The following is a 22381-nucleotide window of genomic DNA, read 5'->3' as shown; positions in this document are numbered from 1 at the left end:
GGCTCGCAACTGCCCTTGCTCATTCTGGGATTACGGCCGACGCCTATGCATAAACGTTCGCGCAGCAAGGGCCAAGGTCGCCCCTTCCGGTTGACCAACTCTCCCGATCGGATATTATCAACCAGTTGGTTGAAAAGATGCCTGTTCGGCCGGGTATGGGCGTTAGTCAATAACGATGTTTCCACGACCAAAGCGCTTGTTGTCGACGATCACCCGATTGTCCTGGAATGCTGCAAGCATGTTTTGCTAGGCGCGGGGTCCAGAGCGTCAGTTTGGCTACCACCCTTGGCGAAGGCTTCCGCCTCTATCAGGCGCTCAAGCCCGATGTTCTCATAACCGACCTTTCAGTGAGGTCCGACGCGCTTGATGGTGTTTCCTTCATCCGGCGGTTGCGCACTCATGATGAGCAGACACCGGTCCTCGTCTTTTCGATGCATCAGGATGTGACGGTCGCTTTTCGTGCAATTGAAGCAGGCGCGAGCGGGTATCTGTTGAAGGACGCGCAACCGGAGGAGTTCTTGGAGGCGTTCCAGACGGTGCGACAAGGCGGATCCTACATCAGCCGCGCTGTGGCGTCCGAGATTGCGCTTGCGGAAGTGGACGCCATGGCAGATCCCACGCGCACATCGACAAATCGCGAATTGCACGTGCTGTCACGGATTGCCGAAGGAAATTCCTATAGCGTCATCGCAGACGAGCTTCATGTGTCCTACAAAGCGGTGGCTCATACAGTGTCGGCGATCAAGGCCAAGCTCAACGCGAGAAGCTTGGCCGATCTCATGCGTATCTGCATTGTCAACCTGCCTTACGAAAGCGAGCGGCGTGGCGCCTGGGCGCTGTGCAGCGATGCTGGTTTGCAATGTGGGTTAGAAGCTTGACCGCAATGTGGACCCGGATGGAGCGCCACGTCTGCAGGAGCAATGGAGAGTAAGCCTCGCAGGATTTTGCCGACGCCAGGCATCGACAAGAGTTCGATGGTGCGGCCCTGGAATCTGCCCCGGCCCTAAAAACGAGGGCAGTGCAGACGACCTCGCCGGCATGAGCGTTCATAACTTCTCCCAACGCTCATCCCCCGGCGAGGTGGTCAACCTCGCAAGGTGCCACGCAGCATCATGGTTGGTCCCACTCGGCGACCGGCGCTACGGACGGCTCCATCAAAGGGAGCTGCTGCTTACCCACGCTCAATCTCGAAGGGAAGGCGTTCGAGCGCGGCTGCCACCTGCTGCTTTTGCCGGACCGGGAAGTGAAAGAATGGGCCGTGGCGGCTCTGCGCGGCAGATTTCGAGCAGCTCCGCAAGTGCGTAGATAGCGCGTAGACTTGAGAACTCCTGGAAGAGGTCCCACAACGGGGCCAAAGTGCGGACTGCGGGCACGACGTCGATCGGCGGTCGTTTGCCTCGGTCGCCAATACCTGCAATCTGGATTATGAAGAATATCCAGTTTATATGGTTTAGAATGGTCCAGCATAAAAAAGGCGGCCGCCAGCGGATCGGAGCGCGGCAAATCTACGACTCTCTCCGAGATCAGATCTCGGACGGCGTGTACGAGGCGGACGGGCTTCTTCCTTCCTCGCGGGCGCTTGCCAGTGAGCTCGGCGTGTCCCGCACAACGGTGACCGTAGCCTACGAGCAGCTGGCGGCCGAGGGATTCATCGATATTCGGCAGGGCGTACGGCCGCGGGTGGTGCTCACAACGGCGAGCCCGAAGCCGAGCGTTGCGTCGCCCGGCTGGACGAGTCCGATACGTCTTTCGGCCTATGGTGAGCGACTGAGGAAGCTGCCCGTCCCTGCCGTCGCATCGCCGCGCAACCTGATCGCGGATTTCCAATATGGAGATCTTGCGGCTTCTGACTTCCCGACTTTGCACTGGAAGCGCGCAATCGTGGCTGCGCTTGCACAGCGCCCGGCACGATTGATGTATGACGATCCGCGAGGCACGTACGCGTTGCGCGCGGCCTTGCAGCGCTATCTTTGGCGAGCACGGATGCTGCGATGCGATCTCGAGCAGATTGTCGTGGTCAACGGCTCGCAGCAGGCTCTGGACCTGTGCGCGAGGCTTCTTCTCGACCGCGGCGATCGGTTTGTCATCGAGGATCCGTGCTATGCAATCGCCAGACATACCTTTTCGGCAACGGGTGCCAGGGCGGTCCCGGTCGCCGTCGATCAGGACGGCTTGGATCCGGCGCTCCTCGGCAAGACCAAAGCACGGCTGGCCTATGTGACGCCGTCGCATCAATTTCCGCTGGGCCGGGTGATGTCCGTAGGCAGGCGCTACCAGCTTCTGGAGTGGGCGCGCAAGAGCAACGCATACGTTGTCGAGGACGACTACGACAGCGAATACCGGTACGATATCAAGCCTGTTCCACCCCTGTACGCGCTTGGAGACGGCGGCAACGTCATCTATGTCGGGACGGTATCCAAGACGCTCTCTCCCACGCTTAGGATCGGGTATCTTGTGGTTCCGCATGCGCTCGAGGCGGTGTTCGCGACTGGCAAGCATGTCGTCGACCGGCATACGCCCCTGCTGGAGCAGGCCGCGCTGACGACGATGCTCGAGCGCGGAACCTACGACGCGCATGTTCGCAAGATTCGCCGGCGCAATGGTGAGCGCCGGGCGACGCTGCTCAACGCCCTGCGTCATACATTTGGGGACAAGATTTCCATCGAGGGTGCGGATGCGGGCTTGCATATTGTTGCGTGGCTCAGGGACGTTCCGTTGTCGATGGAATCCAAACTCACCAAGCGTGCTCTTGATAGGGGCGTGCGCATTCACTCCGTGGCGCCGCTGTATGACGCCGCCGCAGCGATCAAGAACAAGCCAGACCACGTCGGTCTCGTCATGGGCTATGCCAGTCTGGATACGCGCCGCATTGAGCGCGGCGTTCATCTCCTTGCTGAGGCCGTCAACGGCCTTCGCGGTTGACCCGGCGCCGCTGAGCCATATCTCTCAGACGGTGTGGCTCGTTACACGGAGGAGGCGAGGCCGATCCAAATTCTTGTCTCTGGTATTGCGGTCGCCGTAGAAGGGGCGTCCCGCGGCCCTTTTCAGGGCGGTCGCCGATATCCTACTGCGTCAACCCTTGCAGCCATTCCGCGAGCATTTTTCGCGCGGCTTCCCGTAGAGGCGGTCCAAATCTCTCTGCTGCGACGCGCAGGCCGCGCGGATCGATGCCGGCAAATGACAGCTCCGAGGCGTGACCAACCAACCAGCGCTCGATATCAGCGCCGGCGTTGATCTCAGGATGGAATTGGAGGCCTAGGATATTGCTGCCGAGTGCAAAGCCTGAGTTGCGCACAGCGCCGTCGATGCCAGGTTCACCGCTGCGTCAGGAATTGCAAAAGCGTCGCCAGTGCCAATGCAAGACAGGAGCACCGTGAAGATGTCGAAGCGGGCCAGTTCGTCCGGCATCGGTCAAGGCTAACTCGGAGAAGCCGATTTCCTTGCTGCCAGTCGGTCCAACCTTCGCGCCGAGGACTGACGCGATGAGTTGCGCTCCAAGGCAGATGCCGAGCGTTGGGCGATGCTGAGCGACCCGCGCCTGCAAGAGGTGCTGCTCTTCAACAAGAAAGGGGTAGGTGTCAGTTTCGTAGACGCCAATCGGTCCACCGAGAACGATCAACAGATCCACGGATTCCGGGCCCGCCGTCCGGAGATCGCTTATACGGAGGTCGCAGTAGTGGATCTTGTAGCCGGCATCCACCAGTACGGCTTCGAAAGTTCCGAGGTCTTCAAAATGAACGTGCCGTATGGCAACCGCTGTGTTCATCTCCGCTTCAACCGAGCTGGGGAAAGAATGGTGACAAGTCCCTCCGCCTATCGCTTGACGACATTAGGCCAGTAGTCGGTGTCAGGCGTTGGCCGCCTACCGAATATCGCTTGCCCTACGCGCACCACGTCTGCGCCATCCTTGATCGCCTGCTCGAAGTCGCTCGACATGCCCATGGACAATTCCTTGATCGCTGGGTTTCGCTTGACCGCTTCATCCCGCAGGCGGCGCAAGAGACGAAAGCACGGTCGGATCCTTTCCGTGTCTTGGCTGAGGGGCGCTATCGTCATCAATCCCCTCGGCCGCAGATGTGGGAACTGATGCAACGTCTCGATGAAGGGTAGCAATGCATCCGGCTCCAGCCCGAACTTGCTTTCTTCACCTGACGTGTTGACCTGAACATAGACATCCAGGAGGCGGCTCTCCCGTTCGAGGCGGGTGTTGAGGAGATCGGCAAGCCGAAGGCTGTCGAGCGCGTGAAACGCCGACGCGAAGCGCGTGAGATACTTGACCTTGTTGGTTTGCAAGTGTCCGACGATGGTCCATTCGACCGGGAGAGCGCCGAGCACGCGGCGTTTGCCCGCTGCCTCCTGAATCCTGTTCTCGCCGAAATTGCGGATACCCGCATCAAAAGCCAAGCGCAGGATGTGCGCTGGGACCGTCTTGGTGATCGGAAGGAGTCTGACCGAACGGGGATCGCGGCCGGCGCGCCGGCAGGCGGAGACAATCCGCTCTTCGACTTTGACAAGATTGGCTTTGAACGTGTTCAGAGGATCCGGCCCGAAGCGTTGGATGTCGTGGAGCGAAAGGTGGAGGTTGCCGGCGGTCGTGCTCATGATCCTTGAAACCTTCGGTTACCTCTCAAGCGGCACTGGCGTCGAGCTTAGCGGCACATTCTGGCATATAAGAATATCCAGTTTAGAATGGACATCGTAATCCAGTTTGACGTGCGTCGGGAACCGCGAGCTTGCAGGCAGCTAGGCTTGGCTTCTGCCGGAAGCAGCCTGCTCTGCGCCTTCGTCATGCCCCCGCGAAGGAAGTGACAGCCAGGTCGCACAGAAATGTGGTGGTCAATTCAAAGGCCGGGCATTGAACTGAGATATCTGCAGCAGCCAGTCGGCGAATACGGCGCGACCGGCGTTGCGTAAGGCAAGGCCGTATTGGCGTGCCTGGTGGCGAAGGTCCGCCGGTCTAATGCTTGCCGCCGCGAGTTCCGCAGCCCTGCCAATCAACCATGGCTCAAGGTCGTAGCTGGTATGGCCTCGAGGTGAAATTGCAGAGCAAGCACGTTGGAGGCGAATGAGAACGCTTGGTGGCCCGCGGCCGTGGAGGCAAGGAGCTGCGCCTGCGACGGCACTTCGAACGCGTCCCACTGCCAATGCAGAACGGGTACGTCTTGAAGATGGTGTAAAACGCTTGTTCTGCCAGCGTCAGTCAAGGCAAGCGTTTTGAACGCGATCTCAGCTTTCCCAGCCGGCGCAACTCTGCTTCCAAGTGCCATCGCGATCAGTTGTGCGCCAAGACCGATGCCCAGCAGCGGCTTATGCGCCTTCAGGCGGGCCTTGATGAGGCTGAGCTCCCTTGCAAGGAAGGGGTAGCGGTCGGAATGACTGGCCCTGATTGGGCCACCAAGGATGACAAGGAGATCGGCATCGGAGGGGTCGATAAATGCCACATCCTGAACCGCTACGTCGAAATAGCGAAGCGTATAGCCTTTGTCGGCGAGCTCGCGCTCGAGGGTACCTAGGGATTCGAAGTGCACGTGTCGAACTGCCAGCGCGAGCTTTCTCATCTTTTCTTAGCATCGGCGTGCCGCCGCTCGTGTTGATCAGTGCCGTCGATCAGCGTGCAAAGCCCGCGTGGCACTCGGGCCTTCTACGGGTTGGCTCGATGTGTAGTTTCCCCATTTTCCTGCGGAGACTTTCGCTTTTGGCGAGCAGCCGATGCTTTACGGATAGCTCGGTCATTCCTTTGGAAAGAGATCGAAGTTCGACCACGACGACGGAGGGGCCGCATCTCATGGCCCGATTGGGTCCGGCGTATTCCCAAGAGAACGCTATGCGTCGTTCCTTGATGATCTCGAGATACGTGCCAGTGTACGAGAAGGGCTCACCATCGCTATGCGAGCCTTCCACCCTGAAGTCCCCGCCGTTTTGCACGTCGAGTGTCAGCGCTTTGATGGTGTCGCCGTCGTCGGTAAGCCACCAGGCGAGCAACTCCGGCTGTATCCAACTTGCGTACGCGTCAGCCAGGGGCGCCCGCAGCTTGCGCACCACTCTGATCGAAAGGTCAGGAGAATTACGTCGCGTGGCCATCTGGCTTCATCGTCCTCCGTCTGCTCGAAGCATCTCGTCAGACCGCTACGAATTGGTGCTGCGTCCGCCGTTCGGTATTGAGCATTCTTCGCGGAGCGCCACGGCCACAACGATAACGTGCTGCTGGACCATGAGAAACGTCCAGTTTCTTCGTTGTTCTGGTGGTCCAGTTAGCCGTATCGATTTGGAGAGTCACGTCACACGAAGTCCCAGTCTTCTCGTGGACAATGGACCGCGAGTCTGTCTTGTTGCCTGGCCTTCGCGGAGCGCTCGGGTGCGTTCCGGTTTGGGTGTGCCTTGGGCCCGCGCATCGACCGATCGCATGCCGGCGACGAGCACGACTGCCTGGCCATAGATGTCCTTGGAACCGGCGCAGGCGTGGAGCAGCGCAGCTTGGGGATTTCGCTAGGTGCGCCGTGCGCGATCTTTGATCGTCGCCGGGACAGCCGGCGGCGAAGAGCAGCGCGTCGATCTTGTTGGCGACCGGCCTGCAACTGCCGCGCGCGATCCTCGAATGACTGATCTCCTCGAGGCAGATTTCGATATTGATCACACGCCGCCAGGCGCCGTTATTTGAGGACGGTGAACCCTTGATCCTCGAACACTTTCTTGGCTTGGGCTGACTGCAGATACGCGAGAAACTCCTTGGCGGCCGGATTGCTCGAGACGGCCGTCAAAGCCACCGGGTAAACGATTGGAGGATGGCTGTCGGCCGGAAACGTATCAACGACTTTTACCGAAGGATCGCTTTTCGCGTCCGTTCCATAGACGATACCGAGCGGAGCTTCTCCGCGGGAGACGTAGGTCAGAGCGACGCGCACGTTCTCCGCAGCCGCAACCTTGCTGGAGACTTGGCCCCAGACGCCTAGGGAGGTGAGCGCAGCCTTGCCGTAAATCCCCGCCGGGACCGCTTTCGGATCGCCCATCGCCAACCTGCCATCGCCGAGCGCCTTGGCGAGCTCGAAGCCCTTGGCAATCTTCAGGTCGATTACCTTGTCCTTGGGTGCCACCAGGACCAGCGTGTTACCCAGCAAAGATTTGGCGAGGTAGTCCATCCACTTCAGGTCCGCAGAGATGAACATGTCGGCGGGTGCACCGGATTCAATCTGTTTGGCCAATGCTGAGGTTGCGGCAAACGAAAGCGTCGGCTTCGCGCTGCCCTTGGCCGCCCAGTTCTTGGCAATGGTGTCGAGCACATTCTTGAGGCTGGCCGCAGCGAAAACGACGACCGGTTTGGAACCCTGAGTGGCCGCAGCTTTCGGACTTGTCACTTCCTGCGCGGTGGCGCCATTAAGACCCATAAGGGCAAGCGTTGCCAGTGAAATCAGGGAGCGTCGTCTCGATAGGTTGAACATTGTGCGGCCGCCATAATGTCGGATGTCTTCACGGCAGCAGACGCCGCTCGTTCCTTCTTGAGACCCAGATCTTCTAGCGAAGATCGCTCTTTTAAGGACGTTGCGCGGGATGAGCTTCATAGCCACCTCCAGGGCCCGGACATTGGATCCATGTTTCTTCGAATGCCGGGAAAGGGATTTTTTCAGAACTTGATGATTGCGCCGGCCTGCACGAGGTCGAGATCCTCGATCGGCGCATCGGCTACAGGGCCAGAGGCGACACCGCCGACGATCTCGCGCACGGCGAGGTCAGCCTCGACATGCCGGTAGGAGAGGTAGATCACCATGGCCGCGGCATCGAACCCTTGCGCGATGCCTGCTCCATAGACATTGAGGCCCGTATCCCAGATGGCCGCCGACGAGCCGGCAAACGGGTTGACGGCGTCGCCTGCTGCGAGCGTGCGGTTCATCGCGCCGCCCTCGTAATCATAATACTCGCCGTAGATTGTCGTCTTGCCGAGGGTGTTGAACTTCTTCTCGATGCCGGCCTGAACGGCCCAGAAGCGGTCCTTGTTGTCCGGGTTGGTGCCGACAAAGATATCGGCGCCCGACAGCACGTCGTCCTTCTTCTGGTCAGTGCCGGCATTGACGAATAGGCCGCTCGCCACATGGATGACGCTGAGCGAGGCGCCGACCTGATGGCAGTCCTCGTCGCGGGGTGCACCGCCGCCACGCGCCGGGCATTCCATCTTTGTCTCGGGGCCGTCGTTCATCTGCAGGAAGCCGATGCCGGCCGCCAGCTTGAAGCCGCCCATCTCGCCCGCATAGCGAAGCGCGATATCCCAGTAATCATCTTCGCCCCAGGAGGCAGAGGCGGTGAAGCCGGCGATCTCGGGGCTTTCGTATTTCACCGCATTCTGGCGGCGGTCGCCGTCGCCGGGCTGATCGCCCGAATCGCCGAGCAGGTTGCGATAGCTGCGAGCCGAGAGCCCACCGTCGACAGCCGAGCGCAGGAAAAGACCAAGGCCCGTATCCTCAACGTCCGAGTACTTGGAGAAATCCTTGGTCTGCGTGAGGTTGATCTCGGTGATGGCGTCCGTTGCCGACGCCTGTTGACCGACCGAGCTGGCACCGAACGTCTTGCTCTTCAGGTACCAGTAGCTGTCGCGCAGGTCCAAGCCGACGTCCGTGGGATTGTCGTCGCCTTTGTCGTTGTCCTGCGTGAAGCGCTTCGAGTTCGCAGTGCGGATGCCGATCTCGATGCGATAGCCTGCTTCCCAATCGGAGTTGATCTTGGCCTTGCCGCGGAAGCCGAAGCGGGTACGAGCATTGTCGTTGGTGACGACATAGGCGTTGTCCTCGTCGCCATCGTCCCAGAAAATGATCGACTAGTTCACGTGACCATAGACTTCGAGCGAGACCTTACGGTTGCCCTTGCGGGCGGTCGTGGCTTCGAGCTCGGCAATGCGTTCCTCGAGGTCGGCGCAGCAATCTCCTCCGAGATCGGCCGCGCCACTCTGGTCCGGCAAAGCCTCCACAGCGGCAACGCCTGCCATGAGCGACATGATCGTATGAACTTTCATCACCACAGCCCCCAACAAGCCAACTCAAACGTCGATATATTCGTAACGATACAGCGACAGTACGCTCTGGGGTCGAGTCTAAAAAGCGCCATAGCCGTTGGTGGCGATGGAGCCAATTCTTTCGGCAAGTATGTTGTCAGACCGCCACGTATGCTGGTGTCGTTGGTGAGCTAAGCGAACGGCATCGGGGCATAGAAGAGCCAACGAAGGGCCGTGCGAGACCAGCGTTGCCGATCACCCGGTCTGGAAGTCGCCGGGCTGAGGCGGCGCGAGAGGGGTGAACCTGCATCGGTCGGGCTTGACGTCGAGCAGCGGCGTCTCGTCGAGGCAGTCCAGTCCGCGGACGAGGAGGGTCGCACCCTCGATGCCGGCGAGCACGACCATGGCCGTGCCGATCGGGTTCGGCCTGACCGGCGAGCGCAGCGAGAAGGTGCCGCGCACGGTTCCGTCGTTCGCCGGGCTTTGCAGCACGAGGTCGCGCCGCGAGTGATGCAGCCAGTAGAGAATCTCCAGGCGCTCGTACTGCGCAACGCCGTCGAGCGCCCTTTGCCACGGCTCGAAGATCTCGATCCGGCAGATGGGGCCGTCGGGCCGCCCCTGCCTCGGTGTTTCGAGCCGGGACGACCACGGCGTCCGGATGGTGCCGATGAACACCAGACCGGCATCGGTGGCAGGCGGCGGCACGACGGTCAGCTCGCCCGCCCGGACTTCGCTTCCGCGCACCATGTCAGTCGACCGCCACCATCACGTCGGACGCCTTGATGACGGCGTAAGCGTCCTTGCCGACGGCGATCCTAAGCTCGTCCACGGCAAGGTTGGTGATCGACGCCGTGACGATGGCGCCGTTGCCGATGTCGATCTTGAGATGGGCCGTCGTCGCGCCCTTGGTGACCTCGACGACCTTGCCCTTGAGCGTGTTGCGCGCGCTGATCTTCATTGTTGGGTCTCCCTGTTGCTGAGGGTTGGAGCGCAGACGTTTCTACCGGCCTGCTCGAGATAGGCGACGGCTACGTCGACACCGTAGAGCCGCCGCAGTGCGTCCGGCGTCACCACGTCGTCGGGCGCGCCGTGCGCGATGACATGGCCGGCCTTCATGAGCGCCACCCGGTGGGCGCAGGCGAACGCTTGACCGGGATCGTGGGTGGAGAACACGATGGCGAGACCGCCGTCGGAAAGCGCCCGGATACGTTCCAGCACACGCGCCTGGTTGCCGAAATCCAGGCTTGCCGTCGGCTCGTCCATCACGATCAAGGCAGGCTCCTGGGCGAGCGCTCGCGCGAGCAGGCTCATCTGCCGCTCGCCGCCGGAGATCTCCGTGAACAAGCGCTCTCCGAGGCGGGAGATGCCGAGCGCTTCCAGGGCGCCATGCGCCGCGGCGACATCGTATGCGGAGGGCGACGCGAACGTGCCGACGCGGCTGGCGCGGCTGGCGCGGCTGGCGCGGCCCATGAGCACCATCTCGATCACCGTGAAAGGAAACGTCGCGGGTTGTGCCTGCGGCACATAGGCGACGCGCTTGGCGAATTCGGTGCGGGTGAACGACGCGACGGTCTGTCCATCCAGCTCGAGCTGTCCGCCGAGCGGCGGCAGAAGGCCGAGCAAGGCCCTGAACAGGGTGGTCTTGCCGCAGCCGTTCGGCCCGAGAAGACACAGCACTTCGCCGGACGAGACGGCGAGGGTGATCCCGCGCCCCACCGGCACGCTGCGATACCCGATAGCGAGATCGACCGCGTTCAGCATCATCGCCATCCGAAACGGGCTGTCATCAGGAGCCAGAGGAAGAACGGCGCCCCGATGGTGGCCGTCAGAATGCCGAGCGGCACCTCGATCGCGGCCATCGAGCGGGCGAGAGTGTCCACAGCAACGAGGTAGCCGCCGCCGAGCATCAGCGATGCGGGCAGGAGGCGCGAGAAGCTCGGGCCGGCGAGCATGCGGGCGATATGCGGCACGAGCAAGCCGACCCAGCCGACGATGCCGGACACCGACACTGCGGCAGCTGTCAGAAGGGTCGCCGCGGCGATGAAAAGGAGACGAAGCTTGCCCGTATCGATGCCGAGCGCACGCGCTTCCTCGTCGTCGAGCGTCATGAGGTTCATGCGCCAGCGTAGCAGCACCAGCGGCAGCAGGCCCAACGCCATCGCCGGAAGGATGGAGAGGAGGTCGCCGCGCGTCACGTTGGCCAGCGATCCGAGCAGCCAGAACGTGATGGCGGGAAGCTGATTGTAGGGATCGGCCAACACCTTGAGCAGCGAGATGCCCGCTCCGAGCAAAGCGCCGATGGCGACGCCCGCGAGCACCAGCACGAGCACCGGATCGCGGCTGCGGACCGCGGATCCCAGGAGGTAGACGAGGCCGACGGCGAGAAGGCCGCCGGCAAAGGCCAGGCCCTGGATCAGAACGACGGAGCCGGAGAGAAAGATCCCGATTACCGCCCCCAGGCTCGCCCCTGCCGAAACGCCGAGGATGTCGGGAGACACCAGAGAATTGCGGAACAGGCCTTGGTAGACGGCGCCCGATGCGGCGAGAGCGGCGCCGATCAGCAACCCGGCGGCCACGCGCGGCAGGCGAACGTTCCAGATGACGGCCGCGGCCGTCTCGCTTGCCGCGTTGTCGATGCCGAACAGTCCGGCGAGGAGGATGCGCAGGATGTCGCCCGGGCCGACGGCATACTTCCCGGTGCCGAGTGCGATCACCAAGACGGCGACGAGCAGGGCGGCCGCGGCTGCGAAGCCCCGCAACGGCGCAAGCGCCGGGTGTCGGATGTCCGTCATCGATAGCCCTGCACGTCGGCGAGCAGGACATCGAGATCGGCGTCGGAAAGCTCGACGTGGTAGAAGAGCCGGTAGAACGCGCGCGCCTCTTGCCTCAGGTCGCCGTGCAGCGTATCGGGGTAGAGAACGGCCGCAAGCCAGAACACCGACATCAGCCGATTGATGCCGGGGGGCGAGTCGAACCAGCCGAAGGGCAGCGTCGGTGCACGATGAACGCGGCCGTTGTGCACGGCGGCGATGCTAGCCCAGAGCGTATCGTGCTGCACCGAGCGTTGGAACGTCGGATCGAGCGTGATGATGACGTCGGGGTTCCAGGACAGGACCTGCTCGAGCGAGACATTGGCAAGTCCGCCGCTGCCGGCCGATTCGGCGACGTTGATCGCGCCGACCGCATCGAGGACCTCCATGTTGATCGAGCCCGCGAGCCCCGTCTCGAGCCCGTTGGGGTCGCGACCGTAGTAGACGCGAGGCCTCTTCTCGCGCGGGACGGCGGCTATCTCGCGCTCGAGCCGCGCCATGGCGTCCTCCGCGTATCGGACGAGGTGTTCCGTGCGCTCGCGATCGCCGATGAGATCTCCGACCTTGCGCAAGGTCTGAGCGCTGCCTTTGAAGCGCCCGTCGATCAGAATGTAGGGAATGCCGGTCTGCGTCTGGACGCGGTCGGCGAGCGACGCGTAGGTCGCATTGACCGATCCCACGTCGATGATCAGGTCGGGCTTGAGAGAGAGCACGGCCTCGACGTTTGCCGTGCCGCCCCGCCCTGTGATCCGACCGTGCGCGGGGAGGCTGCGGAAGGGCTCGGCGATGAACGGCTTTTGGGCCTCGGTCGGCGCCGTCACCCAGCCCACCATCTTGTCCGGCGCCAGCACATAAAGCAGCACCGAGGCGGGAGGGCCTGCCGCCATGACCCGCTCGATGCGGGCCGGAATCTCGATCGTTCTGCCGGCATCGTCGACGAACCTGTTGCCCGAGGGGGCGGACAAGGCCGAGGCCGTCAGGATCAGCAGAGAGAGCGCAAAGGCCGACAAGCGTCGCATCATTCGGGCAATCCTGATCGTCACGGGATACGGAGGCTGGCTGCGCGCATGGTTCGGATCGGGAAATTCTCCGGTGCCGTGCCGCCGGCCAAACGAATTCCGCGATAGCCGGTTATATCCGAATATGCCCATCGACCCCAACGGCCCGCGGCTCGATGATCAGCGCATAATAAATCTATCCAATAGCGCGGCAACGATCAGAGGTCAGGGTGAACGATGCGACCTGCATCGCGGGGGGTCTGTTATTCAGGGCGGAGCACGGCGATGCGGGGCTTCGTCGCATCGCCGAGGAAAGCTCGATCAGAAATTGATCAGAGCTCCGCCGACAACCGTATTGAAGTCGTCGATGTCATTCAGACCTGCAACACCATCAACCTCGCCCGAGAGATTGCGATATTTGAGCCAGAGAGACATCGCGGCGGCGTCGATCTCCTGAACAACGCCGAGGCCCCAGCGATCGAGTTCCGAACTTGTTGCTCCGGCGTCGATGAGGCTATCACCCGTCATATCGGAATACCGGGCATATTCACCCCAGAGGACGGTATGCCCGAGGGGAACCCATTTTTGCCGGATGCCGGCCTTGACGTACCAGTGATGGTCGTCTGCGATGGGATTCCCACCTGGAGTGAGATGATCGGTAGCTTCTGTTCCATAAGCACCATACGCAAACAGGCCTGTCGGTACGTGCTGCAGGTAGGCACCGACTTGGAAATAGCTCGCATCGCGATGTGGAACCGGGACAAACAGATTTTCGTCGGTGTTCTCTGAATAAGCCACCGCGGCCGCAAGTTTGAAGCTTTGAAATTCGCCACTGTAGCGGGCGGCTACATCCCAGAAGTCGTCTTCGCCCCAGGTCGCCGACACAGAGAAACCGGAGAATGTCGGCGAGTCATAGCGAACCGCATTTGACGGCAAACCATTGCAGTCGCCGCCGATGCCGAGGTTCGAATGGTGACAGTTCGCCAAGCTGCCCCATGTAAATGAGGTTCGGACGCCATCATTGTTCAGGAAAAAGCTGGACCCTTCGAACAGGACGAAGTTGCTGGGAAGAAGCGAGCCGGAGCCATCGATAAGGATGGTGGCGTTATCCGATGCCGGCGAGAGTTTGCCGAGGGAGATCTTGCCCAATGAATCGCTGCTCAGGAACCAGTAGGTCTGCAATGCCGAGACGCTACCGTTGAACAATGCATTGTCGTTGTCTTGGTTCACGAGCACAGGCTCTGCCGTCGAGCTTATGATCTGTAAAACGTAGCCTGCGTTGAACCCGGGTGAGATTTGAGTCTGGCCGCTGAATTTGACGTGGCTATTGATGTCACTGCTCAGATCGGTCAGGTAGGCGTTCGATTCGACGCCGTCATCCCACCACTGCAGTTGCTGCGTGACCCAGCCCGAGATCGTCAGCGACACCTTGCGGTTGCCCTTGCGCGCAGTCGTTGCTTCAAGCTCCGCGATGCGCTCTTCGAGATCGGCGCAGCAATCACCGCCCAGATCCGCTGCTGACGCGCTGATCGTCGACGCCGCAACCAGTAGGCCTCCGACAAGGGGAACCCATCCAATTGAATGCATATCCTTCTCCAATCGTGCTGTGGCAGGTTTGGAGCCGTCACTGCGCGAGACAAACGTGAATCTCCGGCAACGAAAGAATGATCTTTTACAATATTTGAAAACAGCTAAGTGTCGAAGCGCAGAGTTTCGGTCTTGGCCTGAAGGAGAAGATCCATTCTGGCCCTATAGAAGTTGACACTTGGCATGGTGCGAATGCTTTCACAGGCCCAGATCTATTGCATACCTTTGATAATCAGCAGCGATGCCTCCCTCAATGAGCGGTGGAAGCTCCAGCCTTGCTTGTGGGCGCGTTCGTACAAACGCGCCCAACTTTGCTTAGCCAATGCTATCCGCGGACGAGCACGATGCGTGAGCCCCGCGTAAATGCACCTGCTTCGGTGAGGTTAAGCGGCGTAAGTTCGGCCCATGGCCTGAACCAATTTATCTGACACGTATCCGAGAACTCCGCCAATGATCATCGATACGCCGATATTGAGAAATGGGTTGTTGGCGATATCGGCAGCGTAGATGTTCGCTCCCGGTTTTAGAAGCGCGAATGCGGCAACGCCAGAATAACCGTAAACCGCTGCCGGGATGACTGACAACGAAGGAATGTTCGCGCCCAAAATGAAAATTGCGACGGTCAGCCCGACACAGATTGCTGCGCCAGCGGGCCCGCCTCCGACAGCCGGAATAAGCATAAAGCAGATTGCCGCCAGCCCACCACCCCAAAGCCCGCCAAAGACCGCATGTCTTAGACCTGCTCCGTCGCCACCACAGTGATAGTAACATCCCCAGGTGATGAAGGCGGCCCATATCTGCAAGCCGAGCGAGCCAAGCGGCTCGAGAAACAACCAGGTCACAGCTGCTCCCATGATGCTGATTACTAGTGCGAGCCGATTAACGAGATTCATTGTTCGCTCCTTTTGACTTTAGAAAGCTGCTCAAGTCGCGCCGCCGGCTTTTTTCACAAGCGGAGTTCGCCTTGCCATGCCATCGCTGTCGATGTTCGACGGAATGTCGCAGTCAAGCCAAGGGCCAAACGAGCGATCATTTCTGGACTGAGGATTTAAAGCCATTCTGGCTACATAGAGATCCTTTCTCCATATAAACAAGGCCGTTGCTGAAGCAACGGCCTAAGTTCATCGACGGGTCATGTCGACGGGAGAAGGAAGAAACGGAAACCACGAAGCTTACGGTTGAAACAATAGTCGGTGTGAGCCTACCGAGAAAGATCCAAAGGCGACGGTTCTTATGACTCCATCGCTTAAGCACTCTGCTGGCGCGGAAACACAGCATAAGGGGTGAATTCACGCCGCATATCGTGGAGCAATTCGTGAAGCCGACAGATGGCGGTCTCTATGCTTTTCTCCTGGATCGAGCTGTAACCCAGCACCAGCGAATCGCGATTGGAGGTGCCGTCGAAATCGTAAGCCGCACCACTATCCAGCCCATAGACGCCGACGCCTCTGAGACGGGCGCGCTGTTGCACGACACGGGCGTCAGGAGATCCGGGCGGTAGGCGCCACACGACATGCAGGCCGGCCTCGGCCCCAGTAATCTCGGTGCTTCCGAAATATCGACCGAGGCTTGCCAGCAAGCAATCTCTGCGGCTCTTGTACAGTTTGCGCGCGCGACGAAGATGGCGATCGTAGAGCCCGCTCTCGATAAACTCCGCCAACACGGCCTGCTCCAGCCAGGCCTGGCCGTGGTTCATTTGCGACTTAACGATTCTTGCCGGATCCGCGAGACCCTGGGGGACCACCGCAAAACCGACTCGCAAACCCGCACCCAATGATTTGGAGAAGGTTCCCAGATAGAAAACACGCTGACCATTGTCGAGTCCGGCTAAAGCCGTCACGGGACGACCATCATAGCGAAAGTGACAATCGTAGTCGTCTTCAATGATGATGCTGTTGGTGTCGTTGGCCCATTTTAAGAGCTGCAACCGCCGCTCCAGCGAGAGGGTCGTCCCCGTCGGGTATTGATGAGACGGCGTGACGAACACAACGCCACCTGTGTCGCGCGGCAGCATCTCGACCACGAATCCGTTTTGATCCACGGGGATCGGATGCAGGCTTGCCCCCATGCTTCGGAAAAGGAATGCGGCTCCCTGATAGCAAGGGTTCTCGATGAAGAACGGATGATGTTGTGTATTGAGCAGCCTACAAATCAAATTGAGGCCATCCTGCGATCCGCTGGTGACGATGATCTGCTCCGGCGAGACCAGCATGCCGCGTGTTCGGCCGAGATGGCTGGCAAGCGCAATCCTCAGGTCGGAGAGGCCTGCCGGATCTCCGTATTCGGTGAGGTTGGGTCCTGCCGCAGAAATCTTACGCAGCAGGAGTCGCCGCCAGGTATCGACCGGAAAGGAGTCCGGATCCGAGCGCCCGATCCAGAAATCGATGATGGGATTTGCGACATCGGGTCTTGTCACGCTCGGCGGATGGCCGGAGAAACAGAGCAGCGGCGACGGTAGATCGAGCTTGGGGCCGTTCGTCGAACCGGATCTCACATCGGCGCTAAGCGACTCGTCCGGCAACGCGCGACTGACGAACGTCCCAGCTCGCCCTCGCGACTCGATATAGCCCTCGGCTGCCAAGCGATCGTACGCCAACGAGATGGTGTTGCGTGAGATGTTGAGCTGTTCTGCGAGTTGGCGCGTTGGCGGCAAGCTCATGCCGGGCCGGAGGCGGCCACTCAGAATATGGCTGCGAATTTGCTCGAACGCCTGCTCCTGCAGCGTCTCGCTGGCATTCTTGTTAAACCTCAAATCGAGTTCCAACGTATGTCCTCCTCGGGACGCACTTGGACTAGCTCTGACACCCCTGGAGATAAGCCAGGAGAGATCCTCGCCGGCACTTCCACTATAACAGTTTTATGTGCGCGGAGCATACTATATCGGCAGGCATATTTTAGATGCTCGCTAACCACCGGTTACGTTCATATGGCGCGAGATCGAGGGGTCGGAGAGGCGGCGATCGATGACGAAATCATGGCCGCGCGGCTTGTCGAGGATAGCAGCATCAATGGTGTGCTGCAGGAGACGATCAGTTGGATCCGCTCTGAGCGGCCCCCGCAGGTCGAACGCATTGTCTTGGCCGAGGCAGGAATAGATCGTGCCTGTACAGCTCACCCGGACGCGATTGCAACTTTCGCAGAAGTTATGCGTCAGGGGCGTGATGAAGCCCAGCCGTCGTCCTGTTTCGCGGACCAGAACATACCGGGCGGGACCACCGGTCGAGAAATCGTCTTCGTCGAACGTGAACCTGGACATCAGTCGCGCCCGCACGATCGAAAGCGGCAGATATTGGTCAGCGCGATGTACGCCGATGTCGCCCATCGGCATGGATTCGATCAGCGTCATGTCGGCGTTGCGTCGATGAGCAAACAGCAGAAGATCTTCCAGCTCGTCTTCATTGACTCCCCTGAGAGCGACCACATTGAGTTTGACCGAGAGGCCCGCGGCCTGTGCCTCGTCTAGCCCTTTCAATGTCGCTTTCAGATCTCCCCACCGGGTTATCTGCCGGTAGCGATCCTCGTCGAGGCTGTCCAAAGAGACGTTGACCCGGCGCACGCCCAAAGCGGCCAGCTCACACGCATGCTTGGCAAGTTGAGTTCCATTGGTGGTAAGCGTCAACTCGGTAAGCGCGCCGCTCTCGAGGTGTCGCGAAAGCTTTCGGAATAGATCCATGACATTGCGCCGAACGAGCGGCTCTCCGCCCGTCAAGCGAATCTTGCGGATACCGCGCCTCACGAAGGCTGAGCAAAGCCTGTCGAGCTCGTCCAGGGAGAGCAGATCCCGTTTGGGCAGGAAGCTCATCTGCTCCGACATGCAATAGACGCATCTCAGGTCGCACCGGTCTGTCACCGAGACGCGCAGATAGGTGATTGTCCTGCCGAACGTGTCCACGAGGGCTGCGGACGGTTCGGCCTTACTTCCTGACGAGGTGGGGTCCACCGCGTTCGGCGGATGGATCAATGGCCGCGTCGGGACCTCCGAGGACGTGACGCGCATCATGACACCAATGACAGCATTTCTTCGATTCGCGTGAACTTCTCGCGCGGCTTGCCTCTGCTGGTTCCCCGTTCGACCTCGGCCGCGTCGATATCAAACCAGTCAGCGAGGCCAACAACCCTTGCGCAGCGGCGTTCGATGATGGGGGCAACGCCTTTCAGGCCCGGCGCGTATCTTGGCGGGTGCTTCGCAAGATCAGTCAGTAGCGACTCGACAGTTTCAAGGCTGTCCGCCCTGTTGGTTCCAATAATGCCGCTCGGTCCGCGCTTCAGCCAGCCTGTCACATAGAGACCAGGGAGCACGCTCTCGCCGTCAACGATGCGGCCGGCGGCATTCGGCAAGACTCCTCGCATCGGGTCGAAGGGCAATCCCGGTATAGGCACCCCCTTGTAGCCGATGCTGCGAAAAACCAATCCGCAGGTCAGCTCCTCGAAGCAGTTGGTGGCCATGGCACTTTGCCGAAACGGTTCGCCAGTCAGCCTATTCCGAACAAGCGACAGCTTCTCGACCCTGTCTCGGCCCTGCACCGCGAACGGGCTCGCAAGGAATCGAAAATGGATCCTGCGCAAGCCGCTCTGCGGGGCGTTTGCGGCGATTGCCCGGAAGAGCTCCATGTTCTTTTGCGCAATCACGTTGGTATTGCTGGCCAATTCCGTTTCGCAAGCCGACGTCAGTCGCAGTTGCTCGGGATCCACCGTAGCAACGGTGCCGGTGAGGCCGGTGAGCTCTCGCAATTCCTTGGATGTAAATTTTGCTTGCGCTGGTCCGCGCCGGCCGATGATGTGGACCTCGCGAACCCTGCTCTGGGAAAGCGCGTCGAGCGCGTGCTCGGCGATATCACTGGTCTTGAGCTCGTCGACGGGACGGGTCAGGATTCGACAGACGTCCACGGCCACATTGCCTTGCCCGATGATCGCAACGACCTCTTGCTGCAAATCGAATACACGATCGCGATAGTCCGGATGGCCGTTGTACCATCCGACAAACTCCGTTGCGGTGTGGCTTCCGTCCAGATCCTCGCCCGGGATATCCATGCGCCGATCCTTTTGGGCGCCGCACGCGAAGATGATCGCATGGTAGGCTGCCTTCAGCTCCTCAATCGTGACATCAATCCCGATCGTGACGTTGCCGAGGAAGCCGAATTCGGGTGTTCGTGCGATGCGTTCGAAGACCTGGATCGGTTGCTTGAGCTTCTGATGATCGGGCGCGACACCGCTTCGAACCAGTCCGTAAGGCGTTGGCAGGCGTTCAAACATATCGACTCGGACCGGCAACTCGGATCTCAGAAGCGCCTCAGCGGCGTAAAATCCGCTTGGACCGCTTCCGACGATGGCAACGTGGATGCTTTCACTCGTGTCCATGTGTGGATCCCCTTAAGGCTGCGTCTAAAAGCCGAGCTCTGCACGCCGCGCGGCGGCTGTCGGCAGAGGCTCTTGGCGCGCCCGGATGACAGGCAATTGAACCGCTCGCTCCGCGTTGATGGCGATCCACTCGGACATTTCGTCCGGCAGGTTGATATCCTCGTAGATTGCGCGAACCGGACAGGCATCCACGCAAGCGCTGCAATCTACGCAGACGTTGGGATCGATGTAGAGCTGGTCGTCGCCGGCGTGAAAGCACTCGACGGGGCAGTGCGAAACGCATTCCGTGAAACGGCAAGCTCTGCAGTTGTCAGTCACGACGTGGGGCATAGATAGTCTCTTTCTCTTGTTTCACCCGAGACTGTGCACGGGTGGGTCCTCCCGTGAGCAAAGGAGGGGCCGCACGCCTTTGCGACCCCTCCTACTCGATCTTCTGCCTACGCGGCGTCGGCCTCGATCAGATTCTCGGCGGCGATCACCTCGACGAGGTTGTCGGAATAAACGCCGGCGTTGCCGAGATTGGCGTGGCGCGTCGACGTAGTTGAGTTGACGGCACTGCCGGTACGATTGTGGCCAGGCCAGTGACCCAGGTTCGTCATGACCATGCCGACCATGACATCCTCTGAGATCTTGGCCTTGGCCTCGAAGTCTCCGCGCTCGTTGAACACCTTGACGTAGCTGCCGGGCGTGATGCCGCGTGAAGCCGCGTCTTTGGGATTGATCACGAGGAACTGCTCACCCTGCCGCTTCCGGTGCACCGGCTCGTTGCCGTATTGCGAGTTCAAGAATGACTGCGGCTTGAGAGAGATCAGGTTCAGCGGATAGCGGGCCGCATGATCGGGACTGTACTGCGGGGATTCGCCCGGCGGAATGAAGTTGGGCACCGGGTCAACGAAGCCACCCGGTTGCATTTCGGTGTACCCGGAACGCCAAACCCCTTCGACGAAATTACCCTTCTCAGCGAGACTGGCCTTAAACTCGCACTTGCCCGACGGCGTCTTGAAGTTGCCTTCCGCATGCGGCGTCCGCTCCGATGGCGAGCCCACATTGAGCCGCATCCACCCGACCTCCTTGAGCTTATCGAGCGTAATGCCTTCAAACGCCGGCGCATCCCAATGATAGCTCCCCAACACCATCTCCTCGTCGGTGAGTGAGAAGTGAGGATCATTGAAGCCCATCGTTCTTGCCAGGCGACGGAACAGCTCCGCGTTCGTAATGCACTCCCCAGGAGGCGGAATCGCCGGTTGGTTGAGATGGGCGTAAAGGTGCCCCCACGTCACCATGAGGTCGAACGATTCGCCTTGCATCGCAGACGGCAGAATAATGTCCGAGTACTTGGCCGTATCGGTGATGAAGAGCTCGCTCGTGACCATGAAGAGGTCTTCTCGTTTCAAGCCCTCAACGATCTTCCCTGCGCTCGGCGCTTGCGACACCGGGTTGGAATTGTAGACAAACAACGACATGATCGGAGGATCCAGCGCGAGCTCTCCGGTCAATGCCTCTCCGAGCTCCAACTCGTTCACAACGCGCGTGCCGGGTTTGATCCAGTCAGGACGGCACATGAAGTCGAAGTTGAAGGGGAACTCCCAGATCGGCATCTCTACGGCGCCTCCGCCGACGTGCCGCCATGCGCCAGTCAATGCGGGCAGCATCGTGATCAGTCTGACGGCGTCGCCACCGCCCGGACTGCGCTCGAGAGCCACGCCTTCGCGGATGGCTGCGGGCTGCGTGGTTGCGTATTCGCGGGCCAGCTTGCGGATGTCATCGGCGGGGATGCCGGTGATCTCTTCGACGCGCTCAGGAGGATACTCAGCGGCGCGCGCCTGAAGATCGTAATAGCCGACTGTGTACTTTTCGACATAGTCGTGATCGACGAGATTTTCCTCCCACATCATGACGTGCATCATGCCAAGAGCCAAAGCACCGTCAGTACCCGGACGAATCTGGATGTGCCAGTCGGCCTGCTTAGCGGTCTTGCTCTTGACAGGGTCGATGACGACGATCTTGGCGCCTTTGCTGCGCGCTTCGAGAATGAAGGGCCATGCATGGAGATTGGTGTTCACCATGTTCATGCCCCACACGATGATGTATTTCGCGTAGGCAAGACTTTCGACGTCGAGACCACCGGTCGGTCCGACCGTCATCAGCCAGGCGGTCGAGGAGCCGGATTCACAGTATGTTTTCTCGGAGACGGTGGATCCAAGACGATTAAAGAAGGCATCTCCGGAGGTCAGGCCGTTGATCGTGCCTTGGTGTCCGAGATACGCATGCGGCATGATCGCCTGGGAACCGTACTGGTCGATGATCCTTGTCCATTCGCGCCGTATGGTCTCGAGCGCCTCGTCCCAGCTGATGCGTGTAAATTGCCCCGAACCCTTCGGCCCCACCCGCTTCATCGGATAGAGCAGGCGGTCCGGGTGATAGTGATGGTCGGCAAAATTCTTGAGCTTGGGACAGAGGCCGCCGCGAGTCAGCGGATGGTTGGGGTCGCCCGTCACCTCGACGAGCTTGCCATCCTTGACGTGATAGAGGAACGCGCAGGTATCTGGACAATCTTGAGGGCAGGCGCCCCTCACGATCTTCTCTTCGCTCGCATGGGCTGTCATAGGCGTCTCCTTACTGGTTAAGTCGCGCGCCAAAGCGCGACGCCA

Annotated in this window: 22 protein-coding genes; 2 read left to right on the top strand and 20 right to left on the bottom strand. The window is 60.4% G+C overall.

Features of this window, described 5'->3' with window-relative positions; all coding sequences use genetic code 11:
* Positions 1-272 precede the first annotated feature (272 nt).
* A complete protein-coding gene (locus V7082_RS10100) occupies positions 273-878 on the top strand; it encodes a response regulator transcription factor (protein WP_334148136.1) in 606 nt (201 codons plus the stop codon).
* A 577-nt stretch (positions 879-1455) separates the two neighbouring features.
* Positions 1456-2922: a MocR-like pyridoxine biosynthesis transcription factor PdxR gene (gene pdxR, locus V7082_RS10090; RefSeq protein WP_334148135.1), complete on the top strand. Its 1467-nt coding sequence runs from the start codon at positions 1456-1458 to the stop codon at positions 2920-2922.
* Between the two features lie 142 nt (positions 2923-3064).
* On the opposite strand, the gene V7082_RS10085 is transcribed toward pdxR (V7082_RS10090), so the two are convergent.
* The 20 genes from V7082_RS10085 to V7082_RS09990 all read right to left on the bottom strand — a co-directional run bounded on the left by V7082_RS10085 (position 3065) and on the right by V7082_RS09990 (position 22336).
* Entirely contained in the window at positions 3065-3295 is a 231-nt protein-coding gene (locus V7082_RS10085; protein WP_334148134.1) for a hypothetical protein, read from the bottom strand.
* A gap of 30 nt (positions 3296-3325) precedes the next feature.
* Positions 3326-3766 carry a glutamine amidotransferase-related protein gene (locus tag V7082_RS10080; RefSeq protein WP_334148133.1) on the bottom strand — a complete coding sequence of 147 codons (441 nt, stop codon included), beginning with the start codon at positions 3764-3766 and terminating at the stop codon, positions 3326-3328.
* Between the two features lie 47 nt (positions 3767-3813).
* Positions 3814-4602, bottom strand: a complete 789-nt coding sequence (locus V7082_RS10075) for a YggS family pyridoxal phosphate-dependent enzyme (protein WP_334148131.1) — start codon at positions 4600-4602, stop codon at positions 3814-3816.
* 392 nt (positions 4603-4994) lie between these two features.
* Positions 4995-5558, bottom strand: coding sequence for a glutamine amidotransferase-related protein (locus V7082_RS10070; protein WP_334148128.1), 564 nt, complete (start codon positions 5556-5558; stop codon positions 4995-4997).
* 49 nt (positions 5559-5607) lie between these two features.
* Positions 5608-6081, bottom strand: a complete 474-nt coding sequence (locus V7082_RS10065) for an SRPBCC family protein (protein ID WP_334148126.1) — start codon at positions 6079-6081, stop codon at positions 5608-5610.
* A gap of 569 nt (positions 6082-6650) precedes the next feature.
* The gene (gene modA / locus V7082_RS10060; protein WP_334148156.1) at positions 6651-7436 is read right to left on the bottom strand and encodes a molybdate ABC transporter substrate-binding protein; all 786 of its coding nucleotides are present in this window, start codon (positions 7434-7436) and stop codon (positions 6651-6653) included.
* Positions 7437-7618: 182 nt separating this feature from the next.
* Positions 7619-8797 (bottom strand): porin, encoded by a 1179-nt coding sequence (locus tag V7082_RS10055; RefSeq protein ID WP_334148154.1) that lies wholly within the window; start codon positions 8795-8797, stop codon positions 7619-7621.
* Between the two features lie 6 nt (positions 8798-8803).
* Entirely contained in the window at positions 8804-8998 is a 195-nt protein-coding gene (locus tag V7082_RS10050; RefSeq protein ID WP_334148124.1) for a hypothetical protein, read from the bottom strand.
* 234 nt (positions 8999-9232) lie between these two features.
* Positions 9233-9724, bottom strand: coding sequence for a tRNA (N6-threonylcarbamoyladenosine(37)-N6)-methyltransferase TrmO (gene tsaA / locus V7082_RS10045; protein ID WP_334148122.1), 492 nt, complete (start codon positions 9722-9724; stop codon positions 9233-9235).
* A gap of 1 nt (position 9725) precedes the next feature.
* Complete coding sequence (locus V7082_RS10040) at positions 9726-9935, bottom strand: TOBE domain-containing protein (protein WP_334148120.1); 210 nt, start codon at positions 9933-9935, stop codon at positions 9726-9728.
* Entirely contained in the window at positions 9932-10741 is an 810-nt protein-coding gene (locus V7082_RS10035) for an ABC transporter ATP-binding protein (RefSeq protein ID WP_334148118.1), read from the bottom strand. Before V7082_RS10035 ends, V7082_RS10040 begins: the two co-directional genes overlap by 4 nt.
* Positions 10738-11769, bottom strand: coding sequence for a FecCD family ABC transporter permease (locus tag V7082_RS10030; RefSeq protein ID WP_334148116.1), 1032 nt, complete (start codon positions 11767-11769; stop codon positions 10738-10740). The genes V7082_RS10035 and V7082_RS10030 overlap by 4 nt, the downstream gene beginning before the upstream one ends.
* Positions 11766-12809 (bottom strand): iron ABC transporter substrate-binding protein, encoded by a 1044-nt coding sequence (locus V7082_RS10025; RefSeq protein WP_334148114.1) that lies wholly within the window; start codon positions 12807-12809, stop codon positions 11766-11768. The genes V7082_RS10030 and V7082_RS10025 overlap by 4 nt, the downstream gene beginning before the upstream one ends.
* Positions 12810-13106: 297 nt before the next feature.
* The gene (locus tag V7082_RS10020; RefSeq protein ID WP_334148112.1) at positions 13107-14372 is read right to left on the bottom strand and encodes a porin; all 1266 of its coding nucleotides are present in this window, start codon (positions 14370-14372) and stop codon (positions 13107-13109) included.
* Positions 14373-14755: 383 nt separating this feature from the next.
* Complete coding sequence (locus V7082_RS10015; RefSeq protein WP_334148110.1) at positions 14756-15265, bottom strand: DUF1097 domain-containing protein; 510 nt, start codon at positions 15263-15265, stop codon at positions 14756-14758.
* A 353-nt stretch (positions 15266-15618) separates the two neighbouring features.
* On the bottom strand, positions 15619-17136 hold the full coding sequence (gene pdxR, locus V7082_RS10010) for a MocR-like pyridoxine biosynthesis transcription factor PdxR (protein WP_334148108.1): 1518 nt from the start codon (positions 17134-17136) through the stop codon (positions 15619-15621).
* A gap of 141 nt (positions 17137-17277) precedes the next feature.
* The gene (gene moaA / locus V7082_RS10005; protein ID WP_334148152.1) at positions 17278-18312 is read right to left on the bottom strand and encodes a GTP 3',8-cyclase MoaA; all 1035 of its coding nucleotides are present in this window, start codon (positions 18310-18312) and stop codon (positions 17278-17280) included.
* A 56-nt stretch (positions 18313-18368) separates the two neighbouring features.
* Positions 18369-19730: an FAD-dependent oxidoreductase gene (locus tag V7082_RS10000; protein WP_334148107.1), complete on the bottom strand. Its 1362-nt coding sequence runs from the start codon at positions 19728-19730 to the stop codon at positions 18369-18371.
* 24 nt (positions 19731-19754) lie between these two features.
* On the bottom strand, positions 19755-20060 hold the full coding sequence (locus V7082_RS09995) for a ferredoxin family protein (protein WP_334148105.1): 306 nt from the start codon (positions 20058-20060) through the stop codon (positions 19755-19757).
* Positions 20061-20167: 107 nt separating this feature from the next.
* Positions 20168-22336, bottom strand: coding sequence for a molybdopterin-containing oxidoreductase family protein (locus V7082_RS09990; RefSeq protein ID WP_334148103.1), 2169 nt, complete (start codon positions 22334-22336; stop codon positions 20168-20170).
* Between the last annotated feature and the right edge of the window lie 45 nt (positions 22337-22381).

Origin of the sequence: Hyphomicrobium sp. (assembly GCF_036833075.1) — a bacterium.
Classification (GTDB): Bacteria; Pseudomonadota; Alphaproteobacteria; order Rhizobiales; family Hyphomicrobiaceae; genus Hyphomicrobium_C.
Note: the sequence above shows the minus strand (reverse complement) of the source record. Positions and strands in the feature narration are given on the sequence as shown.

Bases quoted from the DNA above. Each gene is read 5' to 3' on its own strand.
- pdxR (WP_334148135.1), top strand. From the start codon at position 1,456: ATGGTCCAGCATAAAAAAGGCGGCCGCCAGCGGATCGGAGCGCGGCAA.
- V7082_RS10080 (WP_334148133.1), bottom strand. From the start codon at position 3,766: ATGAACACAGCGGTTGCCATACGGCACGTTCATTTTGAAGACCTCGGA.
- V7082_RS10075 (WP_334148131.1), bottom strand. From the start codon at position 4,602: ATGAGCACGACCGCCGGCAACCTCCACCTTTCGCTCCACGACATCCAA.
- V7082_RS10070 (WP_334148128.1), bottom strand. From the start codon at position 5,558: ATGAGAAAGCTCGCGCTGGCAGTTCGACACGTGCACTTCGAATCCCTA.
- V7082_RS10065 (WP_334148126.1), bottom strand. From the start codon at position 6,081: ATGGCCACGCGACGTAATTCTCCTGACCTTTCGATCAGAGTGGTGCGC.
- modA (WP_334148156.1), bottom strand. From the start codon at position 7,436: ATGTTCAACCTATCGAGACGACGCTCCCTGATTTCACTGGCAACGCTT.
- V7082_RS10050 (WP_334148124.1), bottom strand. From the start codon at position 8,998: ATGAAAGTTCATACGATCATGTCGCTCATGGCAGGCGTTGCCGCTGTG.
- tsaA (WP_334148122.1), bottom strand. From the start codon at position 9,724: ATGGTGCGCGGAAGCGAAGTCCGGGCGGGCGAGCTGACCGTCGTGCCG.
- V7082_RS10040 (WP_334148120.1), bottom strand. From the start codon at position 9,935: ATGAAGATCAGCGCGCGCAACACGCTCAAGGGCAAGGTCGTCGAGGTC.
- V7082_RS10035 (WP_334148118.1), bottom strand. From the start codon at position 10,741: ATGATGCTGAACGCGGTCGATCTCGCTATCGGGTATCGCAGCGTGCCG.
- V7082_RS10030 (WP_334148116.1), bottom strand. From the start codon at position 11,769: ATGACGGACATCCGACACCCGGCGCTTGCGCCGTTGCGGGGCTTCGCA.
- V7082_RS10025 (WP_334148114.1), bottom strand. From the start codon at position 12,809: ATGATGCGACGCTTGTCGGCCTTTGCGCTCTCTCTGCTGATCCTGACG.
- V7082_RS10020 (WP_334148112.1), bottom strand. From the start codon at position 14,372: ATGCATTCAATTGGATGGGTTCCCCTTGTCGGAGGCCTACTGGTTGCG.
- V7082_RS10015 (WP_334148110.1), bottom strand. From the start codon at position 15,265: ATGAATCTCGTTAATCGGCTCGCACTAGTAATCAGCATCATGGGAGCA.
- V7082_RS10000 (WP_334148107.1), bottom strand. From the start codon at position 19,730: ATGGACACGAGTGAAAGCATCCACGTTGCCATCGTCGGAAGCGGTCCA.
- V7082_RS09995 (WP_334148105.1), bottom strand. From the start codon at position 20,060: ATGCCCCACGTCGTGACTGACAACTGCAGAGCTTGCCGTTTCACGGAA.
- V7082_RS09990 (WP_334148103.1), bottom strand. From the start codon at position 22,336: ATGACAGCCCATGCGAGCGAAGAGAAGATCGTGAGGGGCGCCTGCCCT.